This window comes from Bacillus sp. ISL-4 (assembly GCF_018613275.1).
In the GTDB taxonomy this organism is placed as follows: domain Bacteria; phylum Bacillota; class Bacilli; order Bacillales; family DSM-1321; genus Peribacillus; species Peribacillus simplex_E.
This window is the reverse complement of sequence record NZ_JAGGQN010000019.1, coordinates 13,640-40,253: the sequence shown is the minus strand read 5'-3', so window position 1 is coordinate 40,253 and position 26,614 is coordinate 13,640. Positions and strand designations below refer to the sequence as shown.

General features: G+C 39.6%; 24 protein-coding genes and 2 pseudogenes. 8 read left to right on the top strand and 18 right to left on the bottom strand.

Features of this window, described 5'->3' with window-relative positions:
- Positions 1–55 precede the first annotated feature (55 nt).
- Positions 56–1,399, top strand: coding sequence for an aminotransferase-like domain-containing protein (locus J7J00_RS15465; protein ID WP_214791930.1), 1,344 nt, complete (start codon positions 56–58; stop codon positions 1,397–1,399).
- A gap of 164 nt (positions 1,400–1,563) precedes the next feature.
- On the opposite strand, the gene J7J00_RS15460 is transcribed toward J7J00_RS15465, so the two are convergent.
- The 3 genes from J7J00_RS15460 to J7J00_RS15450 form a co-directional block, all read right to left on the bottom strand.
- A complete protein-coding gene (locus J7J00_RS15460) occupies positions 1,564–2,163 on the bottom strand; it encodes a nitroreductase family protein (protein ID WP_214791929.1) in 600 nt (199 codons plus the stop codon).
- Positions 2,164–2,273: 110 nt separating this feature from the next.
- The gene (locus J7J00_RS15455; RefSeq protein WP_214791927.1) at positions 2,274–3,251 is read right to left on the bottom strand and encodes a ring-cleaving dioxygenase; all 978 of its coding nucleotides are present in this window, start codon (positions 3,249–3,251) and stop codon (positions 2,274–2,276) included.
- A gap of 467 nt (positions 3,252–3,718) precedes the next feature.
- Positions 3,719–4,642, bottom strand: coding sequence for a DMT family transporter (locus J7J00_RS15450; protein WP_214791925.1), 924 nt, complete (start codon positions 4,640–4,642; stop codon positions 3,719–3,721).
- 132 nt (positions 4,643–4,774) lie between these two features.
- On the opposite strand from J7J00_RS15450, the gene J7J00_RS15445 reads away from it, so the two are divergent.
- Positions 4,775–4,915 carry a hypothetical protein gene (locus J7J00_RS15445; RefSeq protein WP_214791923.1) on the top strand — a complete coding sequence of 47 codons (141 nt, stop codon included), beginning with the start codon at positions 4,775–4,777 and terminating at the stop codon, positions 4,913–4,915.
- 9 nt (positions 4,916–4,924) lie between these two features.
- Here the strand turns inward: J7J00_RS15445 and J7J00_RS28895 are convergent.
- The 3 genes and pseudogenes from J7J00_RS28895 to J7J00_RS15435 form a co-directional block, all read right to left on the bottom strand.
- Positions 4,925–5,017 (bottom strand): annotated as a pseudogene (locus J7J00_RS28895) (hypothetical protein); the annotation flags it as partial.
- A 78-nt stretch (positions 5,018–5,095) separates the two neighbouring features.
- On the bottom strand, positions 5,096–6,079 hold the full coding sequence (locus tag J7J00_RS15440; protein ID WP_214791921.1) for an alpha-ketoacid dehydrogenase subunit beta: 984 nt from the start codon (positions 6,077–6,079) through the stop codon (positions 5,096–5,098).
- 12 nt (positions 6,080–6,091) lie between these two features.
- Positions 6,092–7,087 (bottom strand): thiamine pyrophosphate-dependent dehydrogenase E1 component subunit alpha, encoded by a 996-nt coding sequence (locus J7J00_RS15435; protein ID WP_214791920.1) that lies wholly within the window; start codon positions 7,085–7,087, stop codon positions 6,092–6,094.
- A 480-nt stretch (positions 7,088–7,567) separates the two neighbouring features.
- On the opposite strand from J7J00_RS15435, the gene J7J00_RS15430 reads away from it, so the two are divergent.
- Genes J7J00_RS15430 through J7J00_RS15420 form a run of 3 tightly spaced genes read left to right on the top strand, consistent with a single transcriptional unit; the run spans position 7,568 to position 11,624 of the window.
- A complete protein-coding gene (locus tag J7J00_RS15430) occupies positions 7,568–8,047 on the top strand; it encodes a MarR family winged helix-turn-helix transcriptional regulator (protein ID WP_214791918.1) in 480 nt (159 codons plus the stop codon).
- The gene (locus tag J7J00_RS15425; protein ID WP_214791916.1) at positions 8,044–9,768 is read left to right on the top strand and encodes an ABC transporter ATP-binding protein; all 1,725 of its coding nucleotides are present in this window, start codon (positions 8,044–8,046) and stop codon (positions 9,766–9,768) included. The genes J7J00_RS15430 and J7J00_RS15425 overlap by 4 nt, the downstream gene beginning before the upstream one ends.
- Positions 9,765–11,624 (top strand): ABC transporter ATP-binding protein, encoded by a 1,860-nt coding sequence (locus tag J7J00_RS15420; RefSeq protein WP_286201378.1) that lies wholly within the window; start codon positions 9,765–9,767, stop codon positions 11,622–11,624. The genes J7J00_RS15425 and J7J00_RS15420 overlap by 4 nt, the downstream gene beginning before the upstream one ends.
- A 108-nt stretch (positions 11,625–11,732) precedes the next feature.
- Here the strand turns inward: J7J00_RS15420 and J7J00_RS15415 are convergent, their stop codons facing one another.
- The gene (locus tag J7J00_RS15415; protein WP_214791914.1) at positions 11,733–12,185 is read right to left on the bottom strand and encodes a MarR family winged helix-turn-helix transcriptional regulator; all 453 of its coding nucleotides are present in this window, start codon (positions 12,183–12,185) and stop codon (positions 11,733–11,735) included.
- A gap of 122 nt (positions 12,186–12,307) precedes the next feature.
- Here J7J00_RS15415 and J7J00_RS15410 point away from each other — a divergent pair, with 122 nt between their 5' ends.
- Together J7J00_RS15410 and J7J00_RS28125 are read left to right on the top strand one after the other, a co-directional pair.
- Positions 12,308–12,748, top strand: coding sequence for a GNAT family N-acetyltransferase (locus J7J00_RS15410; protein ID WP_214791912.1), 441 nt, complete (start codon positions 12,308–12,310; stop codon positions 12,746–12,748).
- 34 nt (positions 12,749–12,782) lie between these two features.
- Positions 12,783–12,967 (top strand): annotated as a pseudogene (locus J7J00_RS28125) (YitT family protein); the annotation flags it as partial.
- 200 nt (positions 12,968–13,167) lie between these two features.
- Here J7J00_RS28125 and J7J00_RS15405 read toward each other — a convergent pair.
- Both J7J00_RS15405 and J7J00_RS15400 read right to left on the bottom strand, forming a co-directional pair.
- The gene (locus tag J7J00_RS15405; protein WP_309487177.1) at positions 13,168–14,436 is read right to left on the bottom strand and encodes an erythromycin esterase family protein; all 1,269 of its coding nucleotides are present in this window, start codon (positions 14,434–14,436) and stop codon (positions 13,168–13,170) included.
- A gap of 29 nt (positions 14,437–14,465) precedes the next feature.
- Positions 14,466–14,837: a hypothetical protein gene (locus J7J00_RS15400; protein WP_214791908.1), complete on the bottom strand. Its 372-nt coding sequence runs from the start codon at positions 14,835–14,837 to the stop codon at positions 14,466–14,468.
- Between the two features lie 259 nt (positions 14,838–15,096).
- On the opposite strand from J7J00_RS15400, the gene J7J00_RS15395 reads away from it, so the two are divergent.
- Positions 15,097–15,606: a divergent PAP2 family protein gene (locus tag J7J00_RS15395; protein WP_214791906.1), complete on the top strand. Its 510-nt coding sequence runs from the start codon at positions 15,097–15,099 to the stop codon at positions 15,604–15,606.
- 250 nt (positions 15,607–15,856) lie between these two features.
- Here the strand turns inward: J7J00_RS15395 and J7J00_RS15390 are convergent, their stop codons facing one another.
- The 9 genes from J7J00_RS15390 to J7J00_RS15350 form a co-directional block, all read right to left on the bottom strand.
- A complete protein-coding gene (locus J7J00_RS15390) occupies positions 15,857–16,564 on the bottom strand; it encodes a GntR family transcriptional regulator (RefSeq protein WP_207437798.1) in 708 nt (235 codons plus the stop codon).
- A 267-nt stretch (positions 16,565–16,831) separates the two neighbouring features.
- Positions 16,832–17,884, bottom strand: coding sequence for a YeiH family protein (locus J7J00_RS15385; RefSeq protein WP_214791903.1), 1,053 nt, complete (start codon positions 17,882–17,884; stop codon positions 16,832–16,834).
- 45 nt (positions 17,885–17,929) lie between these two features.
- Entirely contained in the window at positions 17,930–18,679 is a 750-nt protein-coding gene (locus tag J7J00_RS15380; protein ID WP_214791901.1) for a PIG-L deacetylase family protein, read from the bottom strand.
- Between the two features lie 144 nt (positions 18,680–18,823).
- Positions 18,824–20,176, bottom strand: a complete 1,353-nt coding sequence (locus tag J7J00_RS15375) for an aminotransferase (RefSeq protein ID WP_214791987.1) — start codon at positions 20,174–20,176, stop codon at positions 18,824–18,826.
- Between the two features lie 151 nt (positions 20,177–20,327).
- Positions 20,328–22,091: a sulfoacetaldehyde acetyltransferase gene (xsc, locus tag J7J00_RS15370; protein ID WP_214791899.1), complete on the bottom strand. Its 1,764-nt coding sequence runs from the start codon at positions 22,089–22,091 to the stop codon at positions 20,328–20,330.
- Between the two features lie 174 nt (positions 22,092–22,265).
- Positions 22,266–23,096: a phosphonoacetaldehyde hydrolase gene (gene phnX, locus J7J00_RS15365; RefSeq protein ID WP_214791897.1), complete on the bottom strand. Its 831-nt coding sequence runs from the start codon at positions 23,094–23,096 to the stop codon at positions 22,266–22,268.
- A 100-nt stretch (positions 23,097–23,196) separates the two neighbouring features.
- Positions 23,197–23,652: a hypothetical protein gene (locus tag J7J00_RS15360; protein ID WP_214791895.1), complete on the bottom strand. Its 456-nt coding sequence runs from the start codon at positions 23,650–23,652 to the stop codon at positions 23,197–23,199.
- A gap of 169 nt (positions 23,653–23,821) precedes the next feature.
- Complete coding sequence (locus J7J00_RS15355; RefSeq protein WP_214791893.1) at positions 23,822–25,234, bottom strand: amino acid permease; 1,413 nt, start codon at positions 25,232–25,234, stop codon at positions 23,822–23,824.
- Between the two features lie 380 nt (positions 25,235–25,614).
- Positions 25,615–26,247 (bottom strand): YitT family protein, encoded by a 633-nt coding sequence (locus tag J7J00_RS15350; RefSeq protein WP_214791891.1) that lies wholly within the window; start codon positions 26,245–26,247, stop codon positions 25,615–25,617.
- Positions 26,248–26,614 lie beyond the last annotated feature (367 nt).

Genomic DNA, 26,614 nt, shown 5'->3' with positions numbered 1-26,614 from the left:
ACGATACAATACAAATAAAAAGCATCTGTAACGGTACAGTTTTTAGGAGGTATTCATGTTAAAATACGTAGCTTTGTGTAATGAATTTGAATCTCTCATCCAGAATGGACAGCTCAAAGCGGGCTTTAAACTCCCATCGATTCGTCAATTAAGCGAACAACATCAATGTAGTAAAAGTACAGTTTTGAAAGCTCTGCAAGAATTGGAAAAGAAGCATTTAATCTACGCAGTTCCTAAAAGTGGATATTATGTCGTTCAAAAAGAATTTGATGGTAAAAGTGAACCAACAGCGGAAATCGACTTTGTTACTTCCGCTCCCGCTTGGCATCAATTTCCGTATCATGACTTTCAACATTGCATCAACAAAGCCATCGATACCTATCAGCAAGAATTGTTTATCTATGGCACTCCAAAAGGACTACCTTCTTTAATAAAAGTAATACAAAAACAATTAGAGCAGTATCAGGTTTTCGCCAAAGAAGAACAGATTTTCATTACTTCGGGCGTGCAACAAGCACTTTCCTTATTAACGTTCATCCCTTTTCCAAATGAACGTACCGATATACTTGTTGAACAGCCTAGTTATCATCTATTTGTGGAGCAATTGAAAGCGTACAAGATTTCCGTGCTAGGAATCCAACGAACTGCAGAAGGTATTGATTTAGAGGAATTAGAGCGGATTTTTAGCCGTCAGGAAATTAAATTCTTTTATACGATGCCTCGTTTCCATAATCCGTTAGGGACTTCTTACTCTAAAAAGGACAGAGAAGAGATACTAAAACTTGCTGTAAAGTATGGTGTCTATATTGTAGAAGATGATTATTTAGCAGATTTCGAAGAGAATATGAAGGTAGACCCCATTTTTTCCGGGGATACTCATCAAATGGTCATTTATTTAAAAAGCTTCTCTAAAATAATGTTTCCAGGACTACGCATAGGTGTTGCCGTATTGCCTAAACCATTAGCCGTCAGCTTCCAACTATATAAAAGAACAGCTGATATTGATAGTTCCATGATTTCACAAGCAGCCTTGGAAATCTACATAAAAAGCGGCATGTTTGAACGCCATAGAAACAAGGTACGGCTCTCCTATTTAGGGCGTGCAAACTTGCTGTATGATGCTCTGGAAAAGTACTCTACTCCAGGCTTTAATCGCCCAGCATCCATATGTATGAACGCACATATCGTACTGCCTCATCGTTTAAATAGTGCTCGCCTCATCAAAAACTTACAAAATCAACAAGTACTGGTAGAGACTATTGGCCAAAATTATATAGATGGCTTTCACCAGGAAAAAATATTAAAACTAAACGTGTCCAATACAAATATACAAAAACTTGACCAAGGAATAGCTCTTATTTTTAAAGAATTGAATAAAAAGCAAAATTATTACTTATAAAACTTTTACATAAGGTATAATCACTTTCCACACAGGGCAATAAACAAAATATAGTGAAAATATTTTATCTTATTGTAATACTGAAAAAATATGGGCAAATGGGCACAAACAAAAAAGAGCCAATTAGAATTGGCTCTCAACAAAGTTACTCTTATCAGTACTCTTTATTTATAAAATTTCATACGATCCTCAAGTGGTTTGAATTCTTTATCACCCGGTTGAGCTGTTGGATTTCCAAATGGCATTTGCGCAATCAATTTCCAGTTACTTGGAACATCCCATTCTTTTTTCACTTCATCATCAATTAGAGGATTATAATGCTGTAAAGTTGCTCCCAATCCTTCTGCTTCAAGTGCAGTCCAAACAACTAATTGATGCATGCCTGATGTTTGTTGAGACCAGATTGGGAAGTTATCGGCATAAGTTGCAAATTGTTCTTGAAGTGATTTCACAACAGATTCATCTTCAAAGAATAATACTGACCCATATCCCGCTTTAAAGGAATCCATTTTTTGTTGAGTACCAGAGAAATCTCTATCTCCAACAGCTTTCCTTAAAGCCTGCGTCGTAATATCCCATAATTTATCATGGGCCGATCCTGTCAAAACAACAAGGCGGGAAGTTTGTGAATTAAAAGCCGATGGCGTGTGTTTTACCGCAAATTCAACAATTTCTTTAATTTTCTCATCAGATACTTGGACTTCTTTATTGATTCCATAATATGATCGTCTCTCTTTAATCGCCGTGTAAAAATCTTTTGTCATGATTCATTCCTCCAGAGCATTTTTTCTATTTCAAATGATTATTCCATTTTTTATTTCTACCTGTTTTAGTATAGGCATAAACCAATATATCATTCGCTAAAGGTTGTCAATTATTCTTTAATGAATTCCTTGGTGCTTCTTACTGTATCAATGGGACGGATCAACTTTTCGATTTGATCCCTTTTCGGTTCCAGGAACGGTGGTAAAGATAACTTTTCCCCAAGCGTTTCATACGGCTCATCCCCCATAAATCCAGGACCATCCGTGGCAAACTCGAATAATATTTGCGGCGCCACTCGTACGTAAAGCGACTCAAAAAAGTGACGATCAACATAACCGGACGTATGAAATTGGAAGCTTTCCATTCGTTTGATCCATTCTTCCAGAACGGAACGGTCTTCAACACGGAAGGCTGTATGGTGAACAGTCCCAAAACCCTGCCGTGCCTGAGGAAGGATCGAATTATGCTCGACAATCACTTGTGCACCATTCCCACCTTCCCCTACTTCAAATAGGTGAAAAGATCCTTCCTTGTCTATTTCTTTGAATAATAGAACTTTTTCCATCATTTCTTTAAAGTAATCGAAGTTGGCGATCCGAATGAAAATTGGTCCTAATCCTGTAATGGCATATTCCAGGGGAATCGGTCCTTTTTGCCAAGGAATACCCGCTGCAACCCCTTCATTGTTTTCATCTGAAATCAATTGATATTGCTGATCATCAAAATCCACAAATGAAATGATCTTTTTACCAAATTGTTCCTGAATCCCTGTATTCCTTACTTCTAAACGGTCGAACCGCTTAACCCAAAACTCCAATGCCGCATCATTCGGTACACGGAAGGATGTTTTTGAAATCTCATTAGTCCCATGCACTCCTTTAGGAATACCAGGAAAATCAAAGAATGTCATGTCAGTACCTGGACCGCCAACATCGTCGGCAAAAAACAGGTGATAGGTTTGGATATCATCTTGGTTAACAGTTTTCTTGACTAAACGCATGCCTAATATATTTGTGAAAAATTCATAGTTCTTTTCTGCACTACTTGTTATGGCCGTTACATGGTGTATACCTTTTAATCCATTCATAAATTATTCCTCCCATTAACGATTCAATTTTTAGATGTTCAGCTTGTGAATTAATCCCCTATATTTTTCCTTCAAGAAAAGTAGCTATTCATTAAAGGGGTTGGAAAAGGTTTTACATAATTTTCATTATTATCTTTAATTAATATATCTTTACTTAAGGATAATTTATCATGAATAAAATTCACTGTCAACAAATTATCTCAAATTAATATATCTCAATGTCAAAATAACTTTTTAAAAAACACTGTCAATTTTCATTTAGTTCTAAATATCTTTCGAAAGAATTATGGAAACAGAATATCCATTCTAAAGCAAATGCCATTCCGAATATGGGTTACTATCTATAGTTATAATTAGCGGCAAAGACGATCAATCACTTGTCTTGCTAAATTGAATCAGTATTACAATACGAAAGCCCCCCAGGTAAAGACAAAACCTTTACGTGAGGGCTATTTCGTTTTGGTTTCTTATTTTACATGACGCAATTCCCCTTGTTTTCCGGATGAAGAGTTAGCACCATCTTTTTCTTTCGACTTCTTAGAAGAAAGATAAACCCCAGCGAAGATAATCAGCAAGCCAATAATTACATTAGGATTAATCGCTTCTCCAAGCAGGACATACCCCCAAACCATAGCGCTTGCAGGAATAAGGTATGTAACCGTTGCGGCTAACTCTGGGCTGCCATTTTTATTGATGTAGAAATAGATCAGCTGGCCGAGCCCAGAGCCAAAGCATCCAAGACCGACTATGGAGAAAATCGTTAGCGGGTCCATCAACATCACTGGCTTAATTGGATCTGTTATTAGCATCCCGATCAAACCGATAAAGGCACCCGTGAGCAGCGTAAACGTAGTAATGACCAATATGCTGGTACTGGAAAGAAATCTTTTCGTATATTGGCCGGCAAAACCATAACAGGTGGACGCAAGCAGCATTGTCCCAATCTCGATGAATTCCTTGCCGAAAAGCTGACCTACTTGAAAATCCATCAATACTAGAATTCCGAAAAAACCGATAAGAATGCCCATCCATTGTCGGGCGGTTAAAACATAAGAAAACATGATAAATCCGATGATCCCCGTCCAGATCGGAGTGGTGGCATTAAGAATCGATGCCGTGCTGCTGTTAATCTCTGTTTCACTTAAAGCTATTAAACCCCATGCTAATCCGCAATTGAAGATTCCGACAACACCCAGCGCTTTCCATGGTAATTTCCAGTTGATTTCACTGCGCTTCCACCATAAAACGGGAAGCAGAACAACTGCACCCCCCAAACAGCGGAGAAACACAATCCCCCAAATGCCCGCTGACGGGAGCAGCCACTTCATGAAAACAAACGATAAACCCCATATCAAACTAAGGCCGATTAAAGCCCCGTATAATCGAAGCATGATGTTCCCCCTTCCTACTTTCTTATTATGACAAACATTGTTATGGATTTCATATATATAAGATGAACTTGAAATTTATTTTCTGACAAATTCGGTATAGAATAAACAAAACCTTATAAAGGCAGGATAAAAATGCCACAGATTTCAAATCAAATGAATGATTTTGTTAAGCCATGCTTTCTACTGATTGCAAAAGAATACGTTGAAGGTAAAAACATCAGTGAAATTGCCATAACGATTAAACGAACTGAACCAAACGTTCGCATCTATTAATTGTAAAGTACCCTTCTGCATATTTTCAGATTTCAACTTAACTGTTCGTACTCTTTGGTCAAGTTCACGGACATCCTTGGCAATTTCCTTAATTGATTTTTTATCGGCATGATTAAATCAAGGGAACAAACAAAGCATCCCCCAGTTGGAGGATGCTTTGTGTTCTATTTTAAGGTCCGTTCAATAGGCAACAAGGTCTCTCAGTGCCTTTTCCACTTTTTCTGGATTCACCATGAAGGATTTCTCCAATGGTGGTGAATATGGCATCGCAGGGATATCCGGGCCCGCGAGTCTCATGATTGGGGCATCGAGATCGAAGAGGCAGTTTTCTGCAATGATCGCCGATACTTCACTAATGATGCTCCCTTCCTTATTATCTTCAGTAACCAATAGGACTTTTCCTGTTTTAGATGCAGCTTCCATAATGGCTTCTTTATCTAATGGATAAACGGTTCGTAAATCAAGTATATGAACGGATATGCCATCACTGGCCAGCCTTTCAGCTGCCTGAAGCGCAAAATGAACACAAAGGCCGTAAGTAATAACTGTAACGTCCTCGCCTTCACGTTTTACATCCGCTTTACCAATCGGTAAAACATAATCATCATTCGGCACTTCTTCTTTAATAAGGCGATAGGCACGTTTATGTTCAAAGAAAAGGACCGGATCTTCATCGCGAATGGCTGCTTTCAATAACCCTTTCACGTCGTAGGGTGTAGAGGGCATGACAATTTTAAGTCCCGGTTGATTGGCAAAAATGGCTTCAACGGATTGTGAATGGTATAACGCCCCATGTACACCCCCGCCGTATGGAGCTCTGATGACGATAGGGCAATGCCAGTCATTATTTGAGCGATAACGGATTTTTGCAGCTTCCGAAATGATTTGGTTGATTGCGGGCATGATAAAATCAGCGAATTGCATTTCCGCAATCGGCCTCATTCCATACATGGCCGCGCCGATGCCAACTCCTGCGATTGCGGATTCAGCAAGCGGTGTATCAATGACACGCTGTTCCCCGAATTGTTCGTATAATCCTGAAGTCGCTTTAAACACACCGCCTTTTACCCCTACGTCTTCACCTAATACAAATACACGGGGATCACGTTCCATTTCTTCCCGCATCGCCATTATTACGGCATCTATATAAGATATCACTGCCATCTTCTTTCCTCCTTACTTACTTGCGTAAACGTAATTTGAGAGCGTGTCTTCATTTGCAAATGGAGCATTTTCCGCATAATCCGTCGCTTCGTTCACAACTTCCATTATTTCCTCGTTCATTTGTTTCTCCATTTGATCATCCATGATTCCTGCTTCTTTTAAGTAGGCACCGAAAGTGATGATCGGATCTATTTTTTTTGCCTCCGACACTTCATCAGGCGATCTGTATTGACTATCATCATCATCGCTTGAGTGTGGTGTAAGCCTGTATGAAACCGTTTCGATTAAGCTTGGTCCTTCTCCACGCCTGCCTCTCTCGGCCGCTTCTTTCACCACCCGGTATACTTCGATCGGGTCATTTCCATCAACCGTCACCCCTGGCATGCCATAACCAATGGCCCGGTCCGACACTTTCCCGCAAGCCAATTGCTTTTCAATCGGTACGGAAATGGCATACTGATTATTCTCGCACATTAAGATAACCGGAAGTTTATGTACACCTGCAAAATTCGCCCCTTCATGGAAATCACCTTGGTTTGATGAACCCTCACCGAATGTAACGAATGAAACAATATCTTTTCCTTCCATTTTTCCAGCGAGTGCAATTCCCACTGCATGTGGCACTTGGGTGGTAACTGGCGAAGATCCCGTCACGATGCGATTCTTTTTTTGCCCAAAATGCCCAGGCATTTGACGCCCGCCCGAATTTGGATCTTCCGCTTTTGCAAAACTGGATAACATTAAATCCCTTGCGGTCATCCCAAACGCAAGCACCACACCGAGATCCCGATAATAAGGAAGTACATAATCCTTTTCACGATTCAATGCAAATGCAGCTCCCACTTGAGCTGCTTCCTGCCCTTGACAAGAAACGACAAAAGGAATTTTTCCAGATCTGTTCAACAGCCACATCCGTTCATCTATACGTCTTGCCAATAACATTATTCTATACATCTCAAGCACCTGCTCATCACTTAGACCTGCCTGTAGATGACGGTTTTCAACCATATGTCATCATCCCTCCTAATAATTAAAACATTTTTCTGTTAAAACAAACTTAAATCCGGTTATTTATCTAAGGAAGAAAAATCTCGTTTATGTATGCGTGCTTGCCATATAACACCCTCAAATGCGTTATCATCTAGTATTATTACCTGGTACTAACTCAATGCAATATTATCCTACCACTTTTCATCTCAAATTTCCAACTAATTTCACTCTATTAAAAGGACATTTTTATGTCTATTGAATCAAGTACATAAAAAATTGGATGTTTTCACGCGAAAACATGATGAAACACCTAGAAAATTCAGTTTTTCTGCAGGAACAAAGCTTATTTTTTATGTACGATCAAGGTTTAGATAAACACCGAAATTATGTGATCATTTTTTTGTTGACTAAGCGGAAAAATAGTTGTAAATTAAAATGATTCATAAAATTAAATGTTCGAAATGGAACAGTTCAAAACAGAAAGAATGGTGATGTTGAGTGGAGAATGAAAAACAATTAATGCGTTCCGTACAACTATTGCGTTCATTTTGGAACGTGCAGAAAAATATAATGCGGTTCGTTCAAAAGACAGCCGCAGAAAATGGATTAACAGTTCCTCAATATTCCATTTTGATGACCATTACCCTTTACAAAGAGACCACTCAAAAAAATGTCGGGGAGAAAACATTTCTTCCAAAAAGCACCTTAAGCCAAGCGGTCGATGGTCTCGTTCGGGCAGGCATGCTCCATCGTGAGCATGTGGAGGGCAACCGGCGTGAGATTCAGTTGTCAATCACCGACCAGGGGAAAAATTTATTAAAAACGATTCATTTTCACGAAGGAAGCATTCACCAAGTCTTTCAAACTGCCATTGAAATGCTTTCCGAAGAACAGTTTGAAGAGTTGCTAGAAACGCATCTTCAAATTACAAACTTTTTAGAAGCACAAGCTACCGAACAAGGAGAGTGTTCAAAATGATAAAAATACTGAAAAATTTATCCGTTTATAAGTGGATAATTTCAGCAGTTATCGGTCTGGTTTTTATTCAATCCATGTCGGATCTCTTTTTGCCTACACTAATGGCTGATATTATTGACAAAGGCGTCGTTCAAGGAGACACTCCATACATTTGGAAAATCGGTGGTTTGATGCTGTTGGTTTCCGCACTTGGCGCTTGTGCATCCATAATCGCAAGCTACTATTCGTCCAAAGCGGCAATGGGGATGGGACGCGATCTCCGCCTAAGAGTCTTTAATCATGTTGAAAAATTTTCGTTACAAGAATTTGATGAAGTCGGTACGGCGTCATTGATTACACGGACGACCAATGATATAACGCAAGTCCAGCAAGTGGTTATCATGATGCTTCGTATGGTTATCAGTGCACCTATCATGTTAATCGGCGGAGTGATCATGGCTGTATCCATGGATGCAAAATTATCCCTTGTCATTGTTGTCACAATGCCTTTATTGATTGGCTCGATCTTGCTTATTCTATATAAAGGTGTACCGCTCTTTCAAACGGTGCAAAAACGATTAGACCGGTTGAACCTTGTATTACGAGAAAATTTAACTGGTATTCGCGTCATTCGAGCCTTCAATCGTGAAACACAAGAGAAAGAACGTCTAAAGAAAGCGAATAAAGAATTGACGGATGTCTCGATCAAAGTCAATAAAATCATGGCCTTCATGATGCCTGTAATGATGCTTGTCATGAACTTGACGGTTGTTGGCATCATTTGGTTTGGTGGGATTCGTATTGATAACGGCGGTATGCAGATTGGGGACTTAATGGCATTTATCCAATATGTCATGCAAATTATGTTCGCTCTCGTTATGGCATCCATGATGTTCGTTATGGTTCCACGAGCGGCCGTTTCGGCAACAAGGATAAACGAAGTCCTTGACATGAAACCTTCATTCCTTGATGAGGGGACAGAAAAGGCAGATCGTGAACACGGTACACTTGAATTTGAACATGTGACGTTCAGTTACCCAGGAGCTGAAGAACCTGCATTATCCGATATTAGTTTTTCTACAAGTCCTGGTGAAATCACTGCAATAATCGGAGGAACAGGCTCAGGGAAAACAACGCTGGTCAATTTGATCCCTCGCTTCTATGATATTTCAAGTGGAACGATTCGCGTCAATGGTGTTGATATTCGTAAGTCATCACAAGATGAAGTTCGTTCAAAAATTGGCTTTGTACCACAAAAGGCCGTCCTCTTTACAGGTACGATCGCTGAAAACATTCGCTTTGGAAAACAAACAGCCACACAAGATGAAGTTGAGCATGCTGCTCGGATCGCGCAAGCGGAAGATTTTATCAGCAACATGAAGGACGGCTATCAGGCAGAAATCGAACAAGGCGGTTCAAACCTATCAGGCGGGCAAAAACAACGGCTTTCGATTGCACGGGCACTCATTCGGAAACCCGATATTTATATATTCGATGATAGTTTTTCTGCACTTGACTTCAAGACGGATGCCAACCTTCGCGCAGCCTTGAAAGATGAAACGAAAAATTCGACGGTACTTCTCGTTGCCCAGCGTGTCAGTACGGTGGTTGACGCTGATCGAATCATTGTGTTAGACGAAGGACACATTGTAGGTATGGGAACACACCAAGAGTTGCTAAGTACAAACGACATATACCGTGAAATCGCCTTATCACAGCTCACGGAGGAGGAAATTGCATGAGTAATCAAAAAAAACCTCAAAGCGGCGGTCAGGTTGGGCATGGTCCTGGTGGCGGTAACATGATGATGATGGGTCAAAAAGCAAAAGATTTTAAAGGAACACTTATACGTCTTTTGACCTATTTAAAACCTCGGCGCAACAAATTGATTGCCGTGTTCTTTGCTGCAATCATGAGTACGATATTTATGATTGTCGGACCAAAAATCATGGGAACGGCAATTACGGAATTATTCGAAGGAGCATATGGGAAATTCCAAGGAATACCAGGAGCAGCCATTAACTTTGATAAAATTGGCCATATCCTTCTACTCCTTGCTGGACTGTATGCCTTAAGCAGCCTTTTCAACTATGTACAACAATACATTATGTCGAGTGTTGCACAAGACACGGTATATGATCTTCGAGAAGATGTTAACGAAAAGCTCGAGAAACTTCCACTCAAATATTTTGAAGGACGTCCAAACGGAGAAACACTTAGCCGAATGACAAATGATATTGATACAATCGGGAGCACCCTTCAGCAAAGCTTAACGCAGTTCATCACATCAATCGTAACGATTTTGGGAATTATCATCATGATGCTTTCAATTAGCCCGTTATTGACATTAATCTCGATAGTCAGCTTACCTTTATCAATATTTGCAATCCGGCCTATTTTAAAAAAATCCCAAAAGTACTTTGCCGATCAACAACGTAAACTCGGACAATTAAATGGGCACATTGAAGAGATGTATACCGGCCATCAAGTCGTTAAAGCATTCGGACATGAAAAAAAGGCGAGTGCCCAGTTTACTGCGGTCAATGAAGAATTGTATAAAGCGGGAAGCAGAGCACAGTTTATATCTGGTATCATCATGCCCCTGATGTTCTTTATCGGAAATTTGAGCTATGTCCTCATCAGCGTTGTCGGCGGAATATTGGTAACGCAACGTTCAATTTCAATTGGTGATATTCAAGCATTCATCACTTATTCAAAGCAGTTCACCCAGCCAATCACGCAAACGGCTAACATCGCAAACATTATTCAGTCGACGGTTGCAGCAGCTGAGCGTGTTTTTGAACTACTTGATGAAGAAGAGGAAATGAAAGAACAAACCACAGCTCATATAAAAAGGGCAAATGGTGCTGTCACTTTCGAACATGTGGACTTTGGATATGGGGAAGAAATGTTAATTAAAGATATGAACATCGATGTCTTGCCTGGACAGACGGTCGCAATCGTTGGACCGACTGGTGCTGGAAAAACGACCATGATAAATCTTTTGATGAGATTTTATGAACTCAATGGCGGAAAGATTAATATTGATGGTCTTGATACACGGAGTATGTCCCGGAGTGATCTTCGAAAGAACTTTGGGATGGTGCTACAAGATACCTGGCTCTTTAATGGCACGATTAAAGAAAATATCGCTTATGGCAAAAATGGAGCAACTGATGAAGAAATTTTTGCGGCTGCTCGTACGGCACATGCCGATCATTTCATTCGTACACTGCCAGATGGTTATGAGACAGTCTTAAACGAAGAAGCTTCGAACATCTCACAAGGTCAAAAGCAGCTTTTGACAATTGCCCGAGCTGTTCTAGCAGATCCACCAATCATGATATTGGATGAAGCGACGTCTAGTGTGGACACTCGGACCGAAGTCTTTATCCAAAAAGCCATGAACCGACTGATGGAAGGAAGAACTAGCTTTGTCATTGCCCATCGTCTCTCAACGATTAAGGATGCAGATTTGATTCTTGTTATGGATCAAGGAAAAGTGATAGAGAAGGGAACGCATTCTGACCTTTTAAGGGTGAATGGTTTCTACGCAGATCTTTACAATAGTCAGTTTACTGAAAACGCAGCTGGATAATAAGAAAGAGGCTCAATTTCCAATCGGAATCGAGCCTCTCTTTATAAATTTTCTATCCACAACCGTTCCATTAGACATCCATGAATCAGTGATAACTTATAAGCTGTATCAATATCCCCTTTTATTTCCCTTTTTCACAAATTCCCAATCTACCTCAATATTTTTTCTGACCCTTTGAAGAAGATGCAACATCGTTTCCGTTTCCTCCAAAGAAAATCCAGATAATGCAACATTGTCGGTATACTCTCCTTCTTTTTTCAAAAAGGGATAGACCTTTTCACCTTTATCAGTAGCATATAACTTTTTAATTTTTTTGTTGCCCTCATCATTTTTCTTTTCAATAAAACCTTGAATTTCAAGTTTTTTAATGGCGCGAGCCGCTGTCGTTCGGTCAACCTTTATCATTTCTGCTAACTTTTCCTGAATGATTCCTGGATTTTCACATATTCGGACAAGATACAAATATTGCCCTTTTGTAAGGTCAAATTCTTTAAATTCTATATTACTTATAGAATCCAATGCCCTTGCTATCATTCCAATTTCACGGAGTATTTCTTTCATTCAAAGTGCCCCTAACTTTTTTTGTTGTATTTACAACAAAAATAATTTCGTTATACTAAAAAAGGATATACATTTATTATGACTTGTCTTATTACATAAATCTAGAAAAGGGATGAAGAACATTGGAATCAAAGAGAATTACTACAGAAAATGATTTAAAAATAGCCTTTCATATCAGAAAAGAAGTATTTGTTGAGGAACAAGGTTTCCAATTAGAAACAGAATTTGATGAATTTGACGCACTTCATGCTTCTTCTGAACACATATTAGTCTATTATAATGAAAAACCAGTCGGAACTGGAAGGTTAAGAGTTGTTGATGGTTTAGGTAAATTGGAGAGAATTTGCATCTTAGAGCCTTACCGTAAATTTGGCCTTGGAAAAATAATAATAAAAACGTTAGAAGAGATTGCAAAGGAAAAGCAACTATCCAAGGTTAAATTACATGGGCAAACACAGGCAGAGGGTTTTTATAAAAAACTCGGCTATCAGACTTCATCCGATGTCTTTATGGAAGATGGCGGTCCACATCTTTTAATGATAAAAGAATTAAAGAATGAATAAGTGTGTTAAATGTGAGTAAAACAAACATTACCCTATATTTGATGGGATCATACTATTAACCTTAGGTTATTCTTTAACGATACAATCAGACCGTGGAACATCACCATTTGATGCCCTTTTGGTCGATTTTTTCCATACGATACTTTTAAATTCGCTTTTAAAAAGGAAAAACCCAGAATTTATGGGTCTACTACTGCTTTAATAACCGGTCTTGGTATTGTGAACTATTTACCGGATAAGGGACACACATATACAGTGGCCCTTATCCGCCCTTCAATGATTTAGTGACAATGATAATGATTATGCCAAATTCCTTATCATAGTTATTATCCAACCCGCATATGAGAGAGATATTATTTTTGTATGAATGGATCTTCATCGTCTTGAAATTGTAGATTTATGGATTAATCACAAGCTTATTACACAACGGGTGCTGTTTCATGAACAAGCGGGTGAAGTGCCTGAGTTTCATCAATGTAAATAAAAGCATCATATCTATCTGACATAACAGAAGGTACATAGTTTCCATATTGTTCATATTCCGGTCTGTATACAACCCCAATCGCCCTATGTCCAATCCTATCTTGGAATAGCTGCCGATTTTCATCGGTGAAAATGAGCAACTTATCATACGCCCCTGAAAGGTGCATAGCCTCCTCCCAACTTCCATTAATTGCAGGGGGTACTGTTTTTATTTCAAGATCCATGCCCCACTCATCTGCTGCAATGACAGTTCCAGTGTAGGTTCCGAAACCTGTAATAAATACATCCTCAGCTTGGTTTTGTTCACGAATGACCTGCCCTACGTTAATCATCCCGGAATCTCTCATATCAGTAGCGCTGGCATCGCCAACATGGGTATTATGTTCCCATACAATCGCCTTGCCTTTTGAACCGTAAAAATCCATAATTTCATTTAGTGCATCCACCATATGCATATCTCGAATATTCCATGATTTATCATCATGAACCACCATCGTCCTGTAATAATTTTCTGCATTATATGCTACTAATGCATTCACTTGAAGATTCAAATTCAATTCTTCATGATGGGGGTATTTTTCTTTTTTCCGTTGTATGGTTGTCAGTAATTTGGCTACTTCCTCTATACAGTCTTCTGAAAAAAGGCCTGCGGAAACTGCGTACTCCTCATTATTACGATTGAATGGCTCAAAACATGTGAACGCCTGTCTTGCAGCTTCGAGGTCAGGCGAATCAATTTGTTTTAAGTAATGGATAACTTCATCCATGGATTCCCAAAGACTATAGATATCGATCCCATAAAATCCAACTTTTATTTGATTTTGTCCAGACTCATTGTATTCTTTCATCCATTCAATCAGGTCTATCATTTCCTCGTTTGCCCACATCCAGGTCGGCCAGCGATCAAAAATTTTAAGCACATCCTTTGCGGATTTAGATACTTGGTCATAGCCTTTAACATACCTATTAATTGCCTGGCATGCGGGCCAATCCCCTTCAACGGCTACAAAGGTGAACCCTTTTTCTTGAATCAGTTTTTTTGTTATTTCAACTCGGGCCGTGTAAAACTCGGATGTTCCATGGGATGCCTCTCCAAGCAAAACAAATTTTGAATTTTTAACTTGTTGAATGAGTTTATCCCAATCTGCTTCACTTGTAAGCTTGACTGATTGTTCGATTATTGACTGAACCAGATTATGATGCACTGTTTTTCCTCCTTGTTCTTTTACGAACATTATCGTTTGTATTCAGCATTATAAGAATTTGAACCTGCGTGTACTGACAGTAAAGTATCAGCGTATCCTACTAGACGATTAATAAGTTCATCACAAATTGAGTAAACAAGCTGGAAATTTTCTTCCTCATATAGAACAGGGTCATCCAGAATTACTGTCGTGTTAATGAACATATCTTTGTTTCCATATAGATTGTAGTGCACTATAGCCTTTCCAGCAGCTCCTTCAGTAACTGGATCATTAAAGCCGGGAATGAAAACAAACCATTCTTCAGCCGTGGCGGACCTGAAGTTTTTTGTAAAAGACATTCGCTCGGTTACCTTCATGATCTTTTTAAACTCTTCCGGATTTATATCCTTGATCTTGTTCATTCCATTGCCACCCTTAACACCATATTAATAATCTTCCGTTATATATTTTCCTTAAGGTACCCATCCTATAAATATTATTGTGAAATAATCGGACACTGAAAAAAGAGCCATTATATACATGAAACTTAACAAAAGTAAACTTTTAATAAATGCCGATAATCATGGAACTTCCGCATATAAAAATTATTTTTTGGGTATCAAAAGAAAGAAGATAAATTCCCGGATTGGGTTGGACTGGTCTGGAGTGGAGGAGTTGCTCATGGAAAAGATGAATCGGGGAATTTTAACGGCGCTGTCGGCGATTGGCATTGCACAGGGACTGAAAATTTTAACGCATAATAAGCTGACGGGAAAGTGGGACTTGAAGCAGGCTTTCACAACAGGCGGCATGCCTAGTTCGCACTCTGCAGGTGTGGCCGCACTGGCATCCTATGTGGCAGCGAATAAGGGCTGGCTGCATACGGAAACATCGCTTGCGACAGTGTTTGGCGTGATTGTGATGTATGATGCTCAGGGGATTCGGCGCCATACAGGCGAAATTGCTAAGCTTGTGAATGATCTTGAAGATAATATGGCGAAATTTTCTGGAGAGTTTCCGAGCTTTGAGTATGTGGAGCGTGAGAAAGAACTGAATGAACTGCTCGGAAATCAGCCTGTGGAAGTGGGGGCAGGTGCGCTGCTTGGAGTGGCACTTGGGCTTATTTCAGCTAAATTGGAGGATGGCAAGCCCACCAAAACCAAACGGCTGAAAACGGTGGACATACATTGATATTCCAGATCTTGAAGTAAGGCATGTAATGAACAGGTCTAAAAAAGAGCATGCATGATTTATACGATTTAAAAAACAATCTCAGTATAGGGATACTTTCTTATGAATTCAAAAAAACTTTCCAGCATGAATGCTTTTAATCATAACAATGGCAGCATGTAGTCGTATATTGAATATACTGGTAGATTTTCAAAATGACCTAAGCCTTTCAACTCTCTTGGAAAGGGCTTAGGTCATTTTATGTACAAAATCAATTCTTCCGAGACATTTTCATTGCAAATGAGTACATATCCGATCGGAATAACCCTTTATAATATTCTACTAAGTTACCATCAGAATCAAAAATCATTCGTTCTGTAATCAGCAAGCACATCGTTTCGGCTATACCCAAATGTTCTGCATCTTCTTTTGTTGGAAAGCCGCAGGTTATGATTTGTTCCGCTTCACAAAAGTCAATGTTTAGATCACCTTCGAGTGCATCATACAATACGGTTGTACTTAAATCGAATTTCGTCAATTTTTTTCCTAGGTCCAAAGAATAATAATGCAATTCTATGGCTATGGGAACATCCCCCTGTAACCGCAGCCTTTTAATATGGTAAGATTCATCCTCAAATCCATTTGCATCAGCTATATTTTCAGGTGTCATTACACGGCCATGATCTAATAGTTCAATCCCCATGCCTTTAGTGGTTTCCGTAAAACTTATCATCTTAAGCCATTCTTGTACAGGTTTAAGGGAAACAAACGTTCCCTTCCCATGCCTTTTTTCCAATATCCCCTCACGGACCAGGATGGATACTGCTTCCCGTACAGTGCTCCTGCTGACAGAATACATATCCATGAGTTCCCTTTCACTTGGGATTTTATCTTTATAATAACCTTCCAAAATCTGATTTTCCAATATGGTTTTCAATTGAGCATGTAAAGGGATTGGATTTTTAAAGTCTAACTCCATAAAATTTCCTCCAAACTGAAAAAGACATCGTAATGTTCGTATCAGTTCTTATATTGTAAACCAAATAGTTATAATGTTCAAACATGCTAGCGGTCGATTTTTTCCTTAATTAGGATTTCCCCTATTTCCCACTCCTTCTTTTCCAATAAAACGTTTCTTCAGATGAAAACAAACCTGAATAGATCTATGTATTCAGGGCTTATCCTATATGCAACCTTCATCACGTTTCAGGTATATTTAATGGCCAAAAATAGAAAAGTTTATCTATTAAACGATAAAGTACGAGATTATCGAAAGCAGCAAAGAGGTAATGGTCATGGCTAAAAGAGGACGCATGGCTTTTGTCCGCAGTGCCTGCAGGCTAACATTCAGTCCAAGACCGATCATGGCCATTGTCAATATAAATGTAGTCGTTTTGGAAATACCATCCATTACGAGAGGAGACACAGTGATATACGTTCCAAACACATAACTTCCTATTAGACTCATGATTATAAAACCAACGAGGAACCATGGAAAATCAATTTTGGCATCATGGCCCATTTTCCCGGATGTGCGTTTTTTCATCCAATACATAAAAATGAAACATAATGGGATAAGTAAAAAGACACGGCCCAATTTTGCAAGAAGTGCAATCGCTAGCGCATCTTCACCAGCCGGTGCTCCCGCCAAGGCAACATGGGCGATTTCATGAAGACTGATCCCAGACCAAATTCCATAATCCAAATCAGATAGCGGAAGGATCGGACGTAAAAGTGTATAAACAATGGAGAAAAGTGTTCCCATTAACGCGATTATCCCGACCCCTATGGCTGTATCCTCTTCCTTCGCTTTCACGATAGGAGATATTGCCGCGATGGCTGCTGCGCCGCATATCCCAGTTCCTACTGCAAGAAGAAGGGAAATGGAGGCATCTGCCTTAAACCACTTGGCAATCAAGACCATCACGACTATAGCAAAAGTCACTGTTCCTATGTCACGTACCAACAATGGCAAACCCTGATTGAAAATCACATCGATATTTAATTTCAACCCGTATAAAATAATGGCAAAACGCAAAAGTTTTTTTGCGGAAAATTCTATTCCCGTCCGGAACTTTTCAGGATATCCCGCAATTTGACGATAAATCACGGCAATGATGATCGAGCAAGCAAGTGGACCGATTCGATTGAATCCTGCAATCTTGGACAGCCCCAAGCCTAAGAGAGCAATAAAAAAAGTGAAAGCGATACCGCTCAGCCATAAAACCACACTGTTTTGAAGCAATTTTTGCTGCTCTTGTGGTGTTTCTTCCAGTGGCTCATATTTTTCTAATTCCATATATTCCTTCCCCCTTTCCAGATAAACTAAAGCCCAAATTACGTATCATCCCAACCTTTCAATCGTTTGAAAAAAATCGGTTTCTTCTATATTAGTAGGTGAATTCCCTTTGATAAAACACTCGGATTTCTTTAAAAAAGGCAAGCTTGGATTTTGATTCCCCCACAATTCAGGAACGGCTAGGGTCTGGGAACGATGAGACCTTAAGGCACGAATCTTTTTCTGTAAAGTCCCTGCTATATTCACTCTTGTGATACTGCTCAGCCCGTTTTCCTTTATCCATTCATCATAAAAAGCATGCCAAAGGACAAAGTACAGACTATGAACCTTAAAAGCTGGAAATACTGGATCTGGATTAAAGTTGGGATCACCGGATTTTAGAAAAGCAAATTCGGCAGCACGGCCAATCGCACAATGGTCTGGATGCCCCCCATATTTCTCGTGGAATGTTACTAGTGCATCCGGTTGTACTTCACGAATCACCTTTACGATTCTCTCCGCCAATAGATCGAAGCTTTCAAATTCAATCGTTTTATCCCTTACGTTTAAAAATCGCAGGTCGTTTATCCCCAATTCTTCACAAGCTCTTTTTAACTCCTCTACCCTTAGTTCAGGCAATGCCTCCCTTGTTGTAAGAATGGGATTTCCCATGCGCCTGCCCATTTCGCCTTTTGTCGCACAAAGTAATGTAATATGAACACCTCGCTCAGACATTTTGGCAATGGTTCCGCCACACAGGAATGACTCATCATCGGGATGTGCAAGAACTACCAATAACCTATGTTTTGATTGCATATTTCCTCCTATTCGGATTCTCCAGTTTTCCCACTGCTAGACCCTCCATGAAAAAATGGACATGGATGTCATAACGGTTAGACAAATCATGCCCATCTTCATTTTTCGTATATATAGCCCCTAAAGCTCAATCATCTATTTTGGTTAGCATAATTCATATAAAACGGATTTAACCGTTTCTATGACAAAGCGTAGATCTTCAACGGTCGAGGATAAAGGCGGTGCAATGATCAATACATTTCCATATCCAGGAACAGTATCTCCATTTCGGCCGATGATAAGACCCTTTTCCTTGCAAGCACCGATTATTTTACCCATGAACTCATCGGAAACAGGCGTTTTTGTCTTTTTATCATCCACTAATTCAATGCCATATAAAAACCCTACACCCCGAACTTCCCCCACTTTATCCAGGGCTTTCAATTCAAAGAGCTCACTTAGTGTCGATTCACTAAGTTCAGATACACGTTGAATGATTTTTTCATCTTCCAAAATTTCAATGTTCTTTAACGCAACTGCGCAAGATGCAGGGTGGCCTCCATATGTTGACACATGCCTGAAATGATTTAGATTTCCGTTCTCTTTGAATTTCTCATAAATCCTGGAATTCACTGCCGTTGCTCCAAGGGGAAGATAACCGCTGGTCAAACCCTTTGCCATTGTAACAATATCCGGTTGAACCCCATCGGAGTGCATGAACCCAAACATTTTTCCGGTTCTTCCGAAACCTGAAACCACTTCGTCCACAATTAAAAGAACATCATGCTTTTTACAGATTTCCGAAACCCTCGTTAAGTATTCTTTCGAAGGAATAAGGACCCCTCCACCAGAGATGAATGGTTCAAGAATAACACCAGCTACCGTTTCAGCCCCTTCAAAGTTAATGACCTGATCGATATATTCAGCTGCAAGCAAATCGGAGTTTTCAACGTTTTCACCAAACGAACTCCGATAACTGTACGGCGGTGGCACATGCAGGAAACCTGGAACCGCAGGATCATATTTCACTCTCCGATTTGCCTGTGCGGTTGCGCTTAGCGCGCCAAAAGTATTGCCATGATAAGCTCTGTACCTAGAGATAAATTTGTATTTACCCTGATTGCCATTTTGGGAATGATATTGCCTGGCTATTTTAAAAGCTGTCTCATTGGCCTCAGAGCCGCTGTTCGTAAAAAAAGTTGTATAGGATCCCTTTAAATGTTCACTTATTTTTGCAGATAATTCGATTGCCGGCTTGTGGCTTAACGTTAAAGGGAAATAAGATAAGTTAATCATTTGTTCATAGGCTGCCTGCGCAATCTCTTTTCGCCCGTGACCCAGGTTCAAGCACCATAAACCGGAAACCCCATCTAGATATTTATCACCTTTAGTATCTGTAAACCATGAGCCCGATCCTTCTGTAGCCATCATGGGAGCATCCTTCTCATTATAGCGATGCATCGCATGCCATAAATGGTCTTTATCCATTTGAACAAGGTCTTTCGTTTCAGTTTCCATCTTCACAATTGAAACCCCCTTATTATTCATTGAACGCAATTAAGTTAAGTTCCCATGCTGTTACAGACCTTTATAGAGCGAATTGGTGATGGTGCGATGACCAAAATAGTTCATCAAGTCATCGCACCTGTCATATCACCTTTTCACACCATTATTTATCCCAGTTTTTATGATCTAAATGAGAATATTTTTCTAATAATCTAGTAGGCATTTTTAATGCATCTTTTCTAAATGGAGGAGCTAATTGTGTCCCATCCACTTGTATATCAATGACAGTCGGTTTGTTTGATTTAATTGCTTCTTCAATGACAGCGCCTAACTCCTCAGGTTTTTCCACTCTAATACCAACAGCACCCATTGATCGGGCAACTTCTGCAAAATCAGGATTTTGGATATCCGCCCCTACAAAACGATTATTATAAAAATCGACCTGATTCTTTTTCTCTGCACACCATGCATTATTATTGAACACACATGCTATGACCGGTATGTTTTCTTCAACGGCCGTACTCACTTCATGTAAGCTCATGCCCCACGCGCCATCTCCAACAATGGCTAAAACAGGCGTGTTCGGTTCAGCTAACTTGGCACCAAGTGCAGATGGGTAAGCAAATCCCGTGTTCCCGAATGTAAGCGCAGCGATATGCCTGCGGCTCTGATTGAATTTTAAGTAAGCGTTTGCAGTTGACGATACATTACCGATATCTGTAGTAACGATGGCATTTTCAGGCAATACTTTAGTCAATTCCAAAAGGGCCCGACGCGGATTGATCGGGGTTCCATCGATCATCGCAAGTTTCACCAATTCTTCTTCCCATTTTTGTTTTTCATTCGTTACTTCGACCATCCGCTTTTTTTCTTGTTTTAGGTTAGGTTTACTGGCCTTCAACCGTTTCAAGATTTCATGGCTCGCTTCACGGGCATCTCCGATGATCCCAACTTCCACAGGGTGTGTCCTCGCTATTTGCCTTGGATTAATATCTATTTGGATGATTTGTGCATCTTTAGGGAAATAATCAATGTCATAGCATGGTAACGTTCCAAAAACCGATAATCTTGTACCGACCGCCAATATGACGTCCGCTTTCTTTAGTGTATTCATGGCTGCCTTTGAACCCATGTAACCGATTGGGCCGACTGACAATGGATGATCAGCAGGAAAGGCATCATTATGCATATAGGAGACAGCTACCGGAGCTGTTAAATATTCTGCAATATTCTTAATTTCCTCGATGCCATCTGAATCGACCGTTCCCCTACCGGAAATAATGACAGGATACTCAGCCTCAGCTAAAATTTCTGCCGCTCTATCCAAGGATACAGAAGATCCGCAGCCCCGTTCATCTACACGATATTGATGTGGTTGAAGTATTTGATCTTCCACTTCACCATAGAAGTAATCACGGGGGATATCGAATAAAACCGGTCCTCTCTCGGCATAGGCAATTCGAAATGCTGTCCTAAGGCAATCTGCGACCCGGCCTGGGTGTGTCACTCTAACCGTTTCCTTAGTGATGGCCTTGAAGATGGAAACCTGATCACATTCTTGGAATCCATCCCATCCAACCGTTGGTGTACCAGCAGAAGGTGATATGACCACCATTGGAGTATGAGCTTGATTGGCCGCTGCAACAGAGGTGACCATATTCGTCATTCCAGGTCCGTTTTGCCCGATGACAACTCCTGCAACACCAGAGACACGACAATAGGCATCTTCCATATGTGCTGCACTTTGTTCATGGCGGACACCAATGAACCGGATGCCTGCAGTTGGCAATAAATCAAGCATATCCATGAAAGCAGATCCCAGAATTCCCGAGATATGTTTAACTCCCTCGGCCACTAATGTCTCAACGATAGCTTCACTTGGTGTCATTTTAACTTTCGTTCCTCTTAACATTTTTGTTTCGACCATAGCACATTCTCCTTAATTATAGTTATTTCTGATAATGACGTTGCAACGTCCGTACCAGTTATAAGATGTATAATACTACCATTGGATGAAACAGTCAATAAGTAAATTGAATATTTTGAATTTATCTAAAACCTCTAACCATCATAGTCACTAACTCATGTATAAGAATCTTTTTTAACCAATAAATATATCCTTTTTTTCTATCAATCTGTAGTTGATCCTATCGATGATCTCCAATAAATCACCTATTTCATCAATTACGAAATCGGCTCCTGCATTCAAAAATCGATTTTCTGCATGTTTCATCCGTTTTTGCAGATCGTATGGGTCCATTTCGTTGATTTCCGCTTCTGAAAGGCCGATTTCACTGCCGCCTTTCAATACGGCAACAGTCCACATTCCCGCAGAAATGCCTTCTTTGATGTCACTGATTGTATCGCCGACTTTAACGATTTTGCTGAGTGGATACACTTGGAGATTCATCGCCGTCTTAAAGCACATCCAAGGGGCAGGCCTTCCTGCAGGCACTTCGTTAGACGCAACGATGGAATCTGGTTGATAGCCCCATTTTTCCGCCTCTTGTTTAACAACATTAATCATTTCTCGAGTATACCCTGTCGTCGAACCGATTTTTATTCCTAGCTGCCTTAAACGGCTGACTAATTCAATTGCGCCTGGTATTGGCTTGGCGTTTTCCTTAAGAACCTTAAAAAGCAAAGCCTCAAAGTCCATATACAATGATTTTAGATCTCTTTCGTCCGGTTCTTTCCCGAATTTAGCAATCCATAAATTGGAGATTCGTTTCATTTTCAGGAGTTCCATTATATGATCCATCTTCAATAAACCCATAGGTTCCCTTGCTTCCTTAATGGTAATATCTATCTCCCTTATCCTGAATATCTCGACAAATGCTTGGACCGGCGCAAAACAACCATAATCCACCGTCGTTCCTGCCCAATCAAAGATCACTGCCTGAACCTCTTTGCATTCCTTTGCGCTTTCCAATCTAAGTTCCCCTCCTCATCCTTACCTCCTTTAAAAATCACCAAACCTGCTAAACCTGTTAATACCCATACCCCCCCTACTCCACGGGTATAAAGAGAATTCATTTCACTTCTCCCAAAAATAACTGTAAATCTTCTTTGGTAGCTTCAGAGAGTCGATTTATTTTTTCAAGATCCTTATCCGGATTACCTGACTCCCCAATTAATGGGTAAAGGTTTTTCTCAATCCTTTCATACCAATCGGGGTATTCATCTTCCACTTGCTTTTCTATCGAATCCCATGTAGAACTGATCTCTTTTCCCATTTCTTGAATTTTCTCTGAATCCGCCTCCGTACTTATTTCTGACTCCAATCCTTTTATGGATTGAATCACATCGCCGACACCTTTTTTAATAACCTCTGCATTTTGGGTATCACCCGTATTTGCATCCGGGTTTTCATTCATGACTGGACTTTTTTCTTTTTGAGCCTCGTCCGGTTCACTTGAATTGTTGCAGCCTGACAGCAACATGGCTCCAAGGATAGCCCCACTAGTCATTACACGGAAACCATTCAACATAATCCCTCCTTCATGATTTAAAAGACAGATGGCACCAAGCACCTGTTGGCACAACTCTCTTTTTCTATGGGAATCATATTCTAGCTGATTTGTGATTGAAGAATTTTGTCTGAGGAGTTCCATAGAAGTAAACGAAGCATTGCCTTAAAATGGTATAGAGCAAAAGCTATAATTTTTCAGAATTAGGGGAACCAGAAACAATATTTAATTCATTCTCCATATACTTCGCTTTTTTACGCCGAAGGAAAAAGAATGAACAGATAACAATCAAGCTAAATAGCATGGTAAAGATAAACTGCGGACGTTGCGAATCGATAAATGCCATTAATACCAAAACGGAAATCATGGATAGTATGGTTACATAAGTCAAATAAGGGAATAACCACATTTTGATCTTGAAAATTCCTGGATTTTCTTTCTCCATTCTCTTCCTTAATCTGAGATGGGAAACCGCGATGGCCAGATAAACAAGAATTCCGACTCCACCCGAGGAATTCACTAAAAAGAAAAAGATTTTATCAGGTGAAACATAACTGAAAATGGTGCTGATAAAGGCAAATAATGTAGAGCCGACTACAGCCAATATAGGGACACCGTTCTTGCTCACTTTTGAGAATAACTTTGGAGCATCACCCTTTTGTGCAAGTGAAAATAACATGCGTGAACTCGTATATAACCCCGAATTCAAACAAGAAAGCAGTGCAATGAGAATTACCATATTCATGATCAGGGCAGCAGAAGGGATTCCCATCATTTCAAGTACGGCAACAAATGGACTTTTCAGCAAAGAAGCCGAGTTCCAAGGTAATAGCGTCACTAGAATGGCGATGGACCCAATATAGAAGATCAGGATTCGCCATACCACACTATTCAATGCACTTCTAACTGACTTAACCGGATCACTCGTCTCACCCGCGGCAATCGCTGGAATCTCCACTCCAACAAATGCATGAAAAACAATTGCGACGCCAACAAGAACAGAACTTATCCCGTTCGGAATAAAACCGCCAAAATTCAGAAGATTAGTGGCGCCAGGTGGTTTTATCGTTGGGATAAACCCTAATATCACTGCCACACCCAGGCACAAAAATAGGATGATACTGATTATTTTAATGATTGAAAACCAGTATTCGAACTCACCAAACGATTTTACGGAAAAAATATTCGTCAGTTTCAAAAGGATAATCAAAGATAGACTTATGACCCAAACGGGAACGGAAGGAAGCCAGCTGTGAATGATTGCAGCTCCCGCTGTTGCTTCCAAAGCAATGACGATAACCCAAAAGAACCAATATAACCAACCTGTTGTAAAACCGGCCCATTCACCAATCCCCTCTCTTGCATAAACGGCAAAAGATCCAGTATTGGGATTCACTGTGGCCATTTCCCCAAGCATCCTCATGACTAGAACAACGATCAAGCCTGCCAAAACATATGATAATATCGCCCCGGGGCCCGTTTGACCAATAATGATACCGCTTCCAACAAATAAACCAGCGCCTATGACACCACTTAAGGATATCATCGTTAAATGTCTTTGTTTCAGGCCTGGTTTCAGTTCTTCCTGTTGATGTTTCATACCCTCCACCAACTTTCAATATTTTGGGGAATCAACTAAAATAATCGCTACTTGCATGTAAAAACAAGGCTTTTTTAGCAGCCTGTCCTTTACACTTTCACAAAGATAGTGGGAACTTGGAAACATGGCATTTTAAAAACAACACAGGAGATGACGCTATGAACTTAAGATTCTATATCACTATTCCCCCTTTCTTAAGGCTATTTGGAAATTCGAAGCAGATCTAACATCACTACGTCATGATGTTAGTACCACTTACTATGTGTATAATACACTCTGATTTTTTTAAAGTCAATTTAAAAATCAGAATATTTAGATAACAAAATGAAAATTTTCAAATAAAAAAGGTGCTCATTAATACTGCAAACCTCAAATATTTTTCATTTTACTCCTTTCACCTTGGAGGATTCATCTAGCACACTTTCCGTTGCTAATCTTATGGTATTCTGCTTCCTATCCAGCATTTTCTTTAGAAGATATGAAAAAAGCAATGTAAATGCAATTCCCTTAACAATCGATGTATAACCGTAAACAAGAAGGCCCAATACCAGTACGATAAGATTAATAATCCTTATTGTCGCTGCAATATCTATTTTTTCTTTTTTATGATGTAAAATTAAGGCAATCACATCAAAGCCAACAGTGGAGGCATTTGCTGTTATACATAAATAATATCCTATCGCTATCAAAATCGACGAAATGATAATCACTAAAGCGATATTTATATGGAAATTAATCTTCAATGAATAAAAAAAATTGAAAAAAAACATATAGCTAAGCGAACTTACGATCGACTTAATAAAGTATTCTTTCCCTAGAAAAACTAAACAAATGATCAACAGTAATCCTGTTACGAAATTGGCTAGCATGGCAATGTTATAACCCGATAATGCATTCAATAATAATGCCGAGCTAGTTACCCCGCCGTTAATAATTTCATTGGGAACGATTAAATAAGCATAGGCAAAGGTCATGGAAATGTTTCCTGCGATAATTTTCACTAAATCCTTCATAAACTTCTCACCATCCCGTTCGATATTTTGATAATGCCTTCCCCCCCTAAATATATATTTATACTTGAACCATAAGATACACATTCACCTCTTACAACAATTTATTCGAACCTTTTCACTTTCGATATTTATACAAACACATTCTTATGTTTACTTTGGAATGTTTAATTACCTTTTTCATGTTGGAAATTATATTATGATTAGCTGTAGTTTCTTTAAAATGATGTGAGTGATATAAAGGGGAATATAAATTGCAGAAAACATGATTATCTAGGAAAGCTGCACTTCTTCCGTAACTATCCAATATTCTCTTGAAGGGGGTATAAAATATAACCAGAGGTAAAGACTTTGGGTGCATATCATCTAT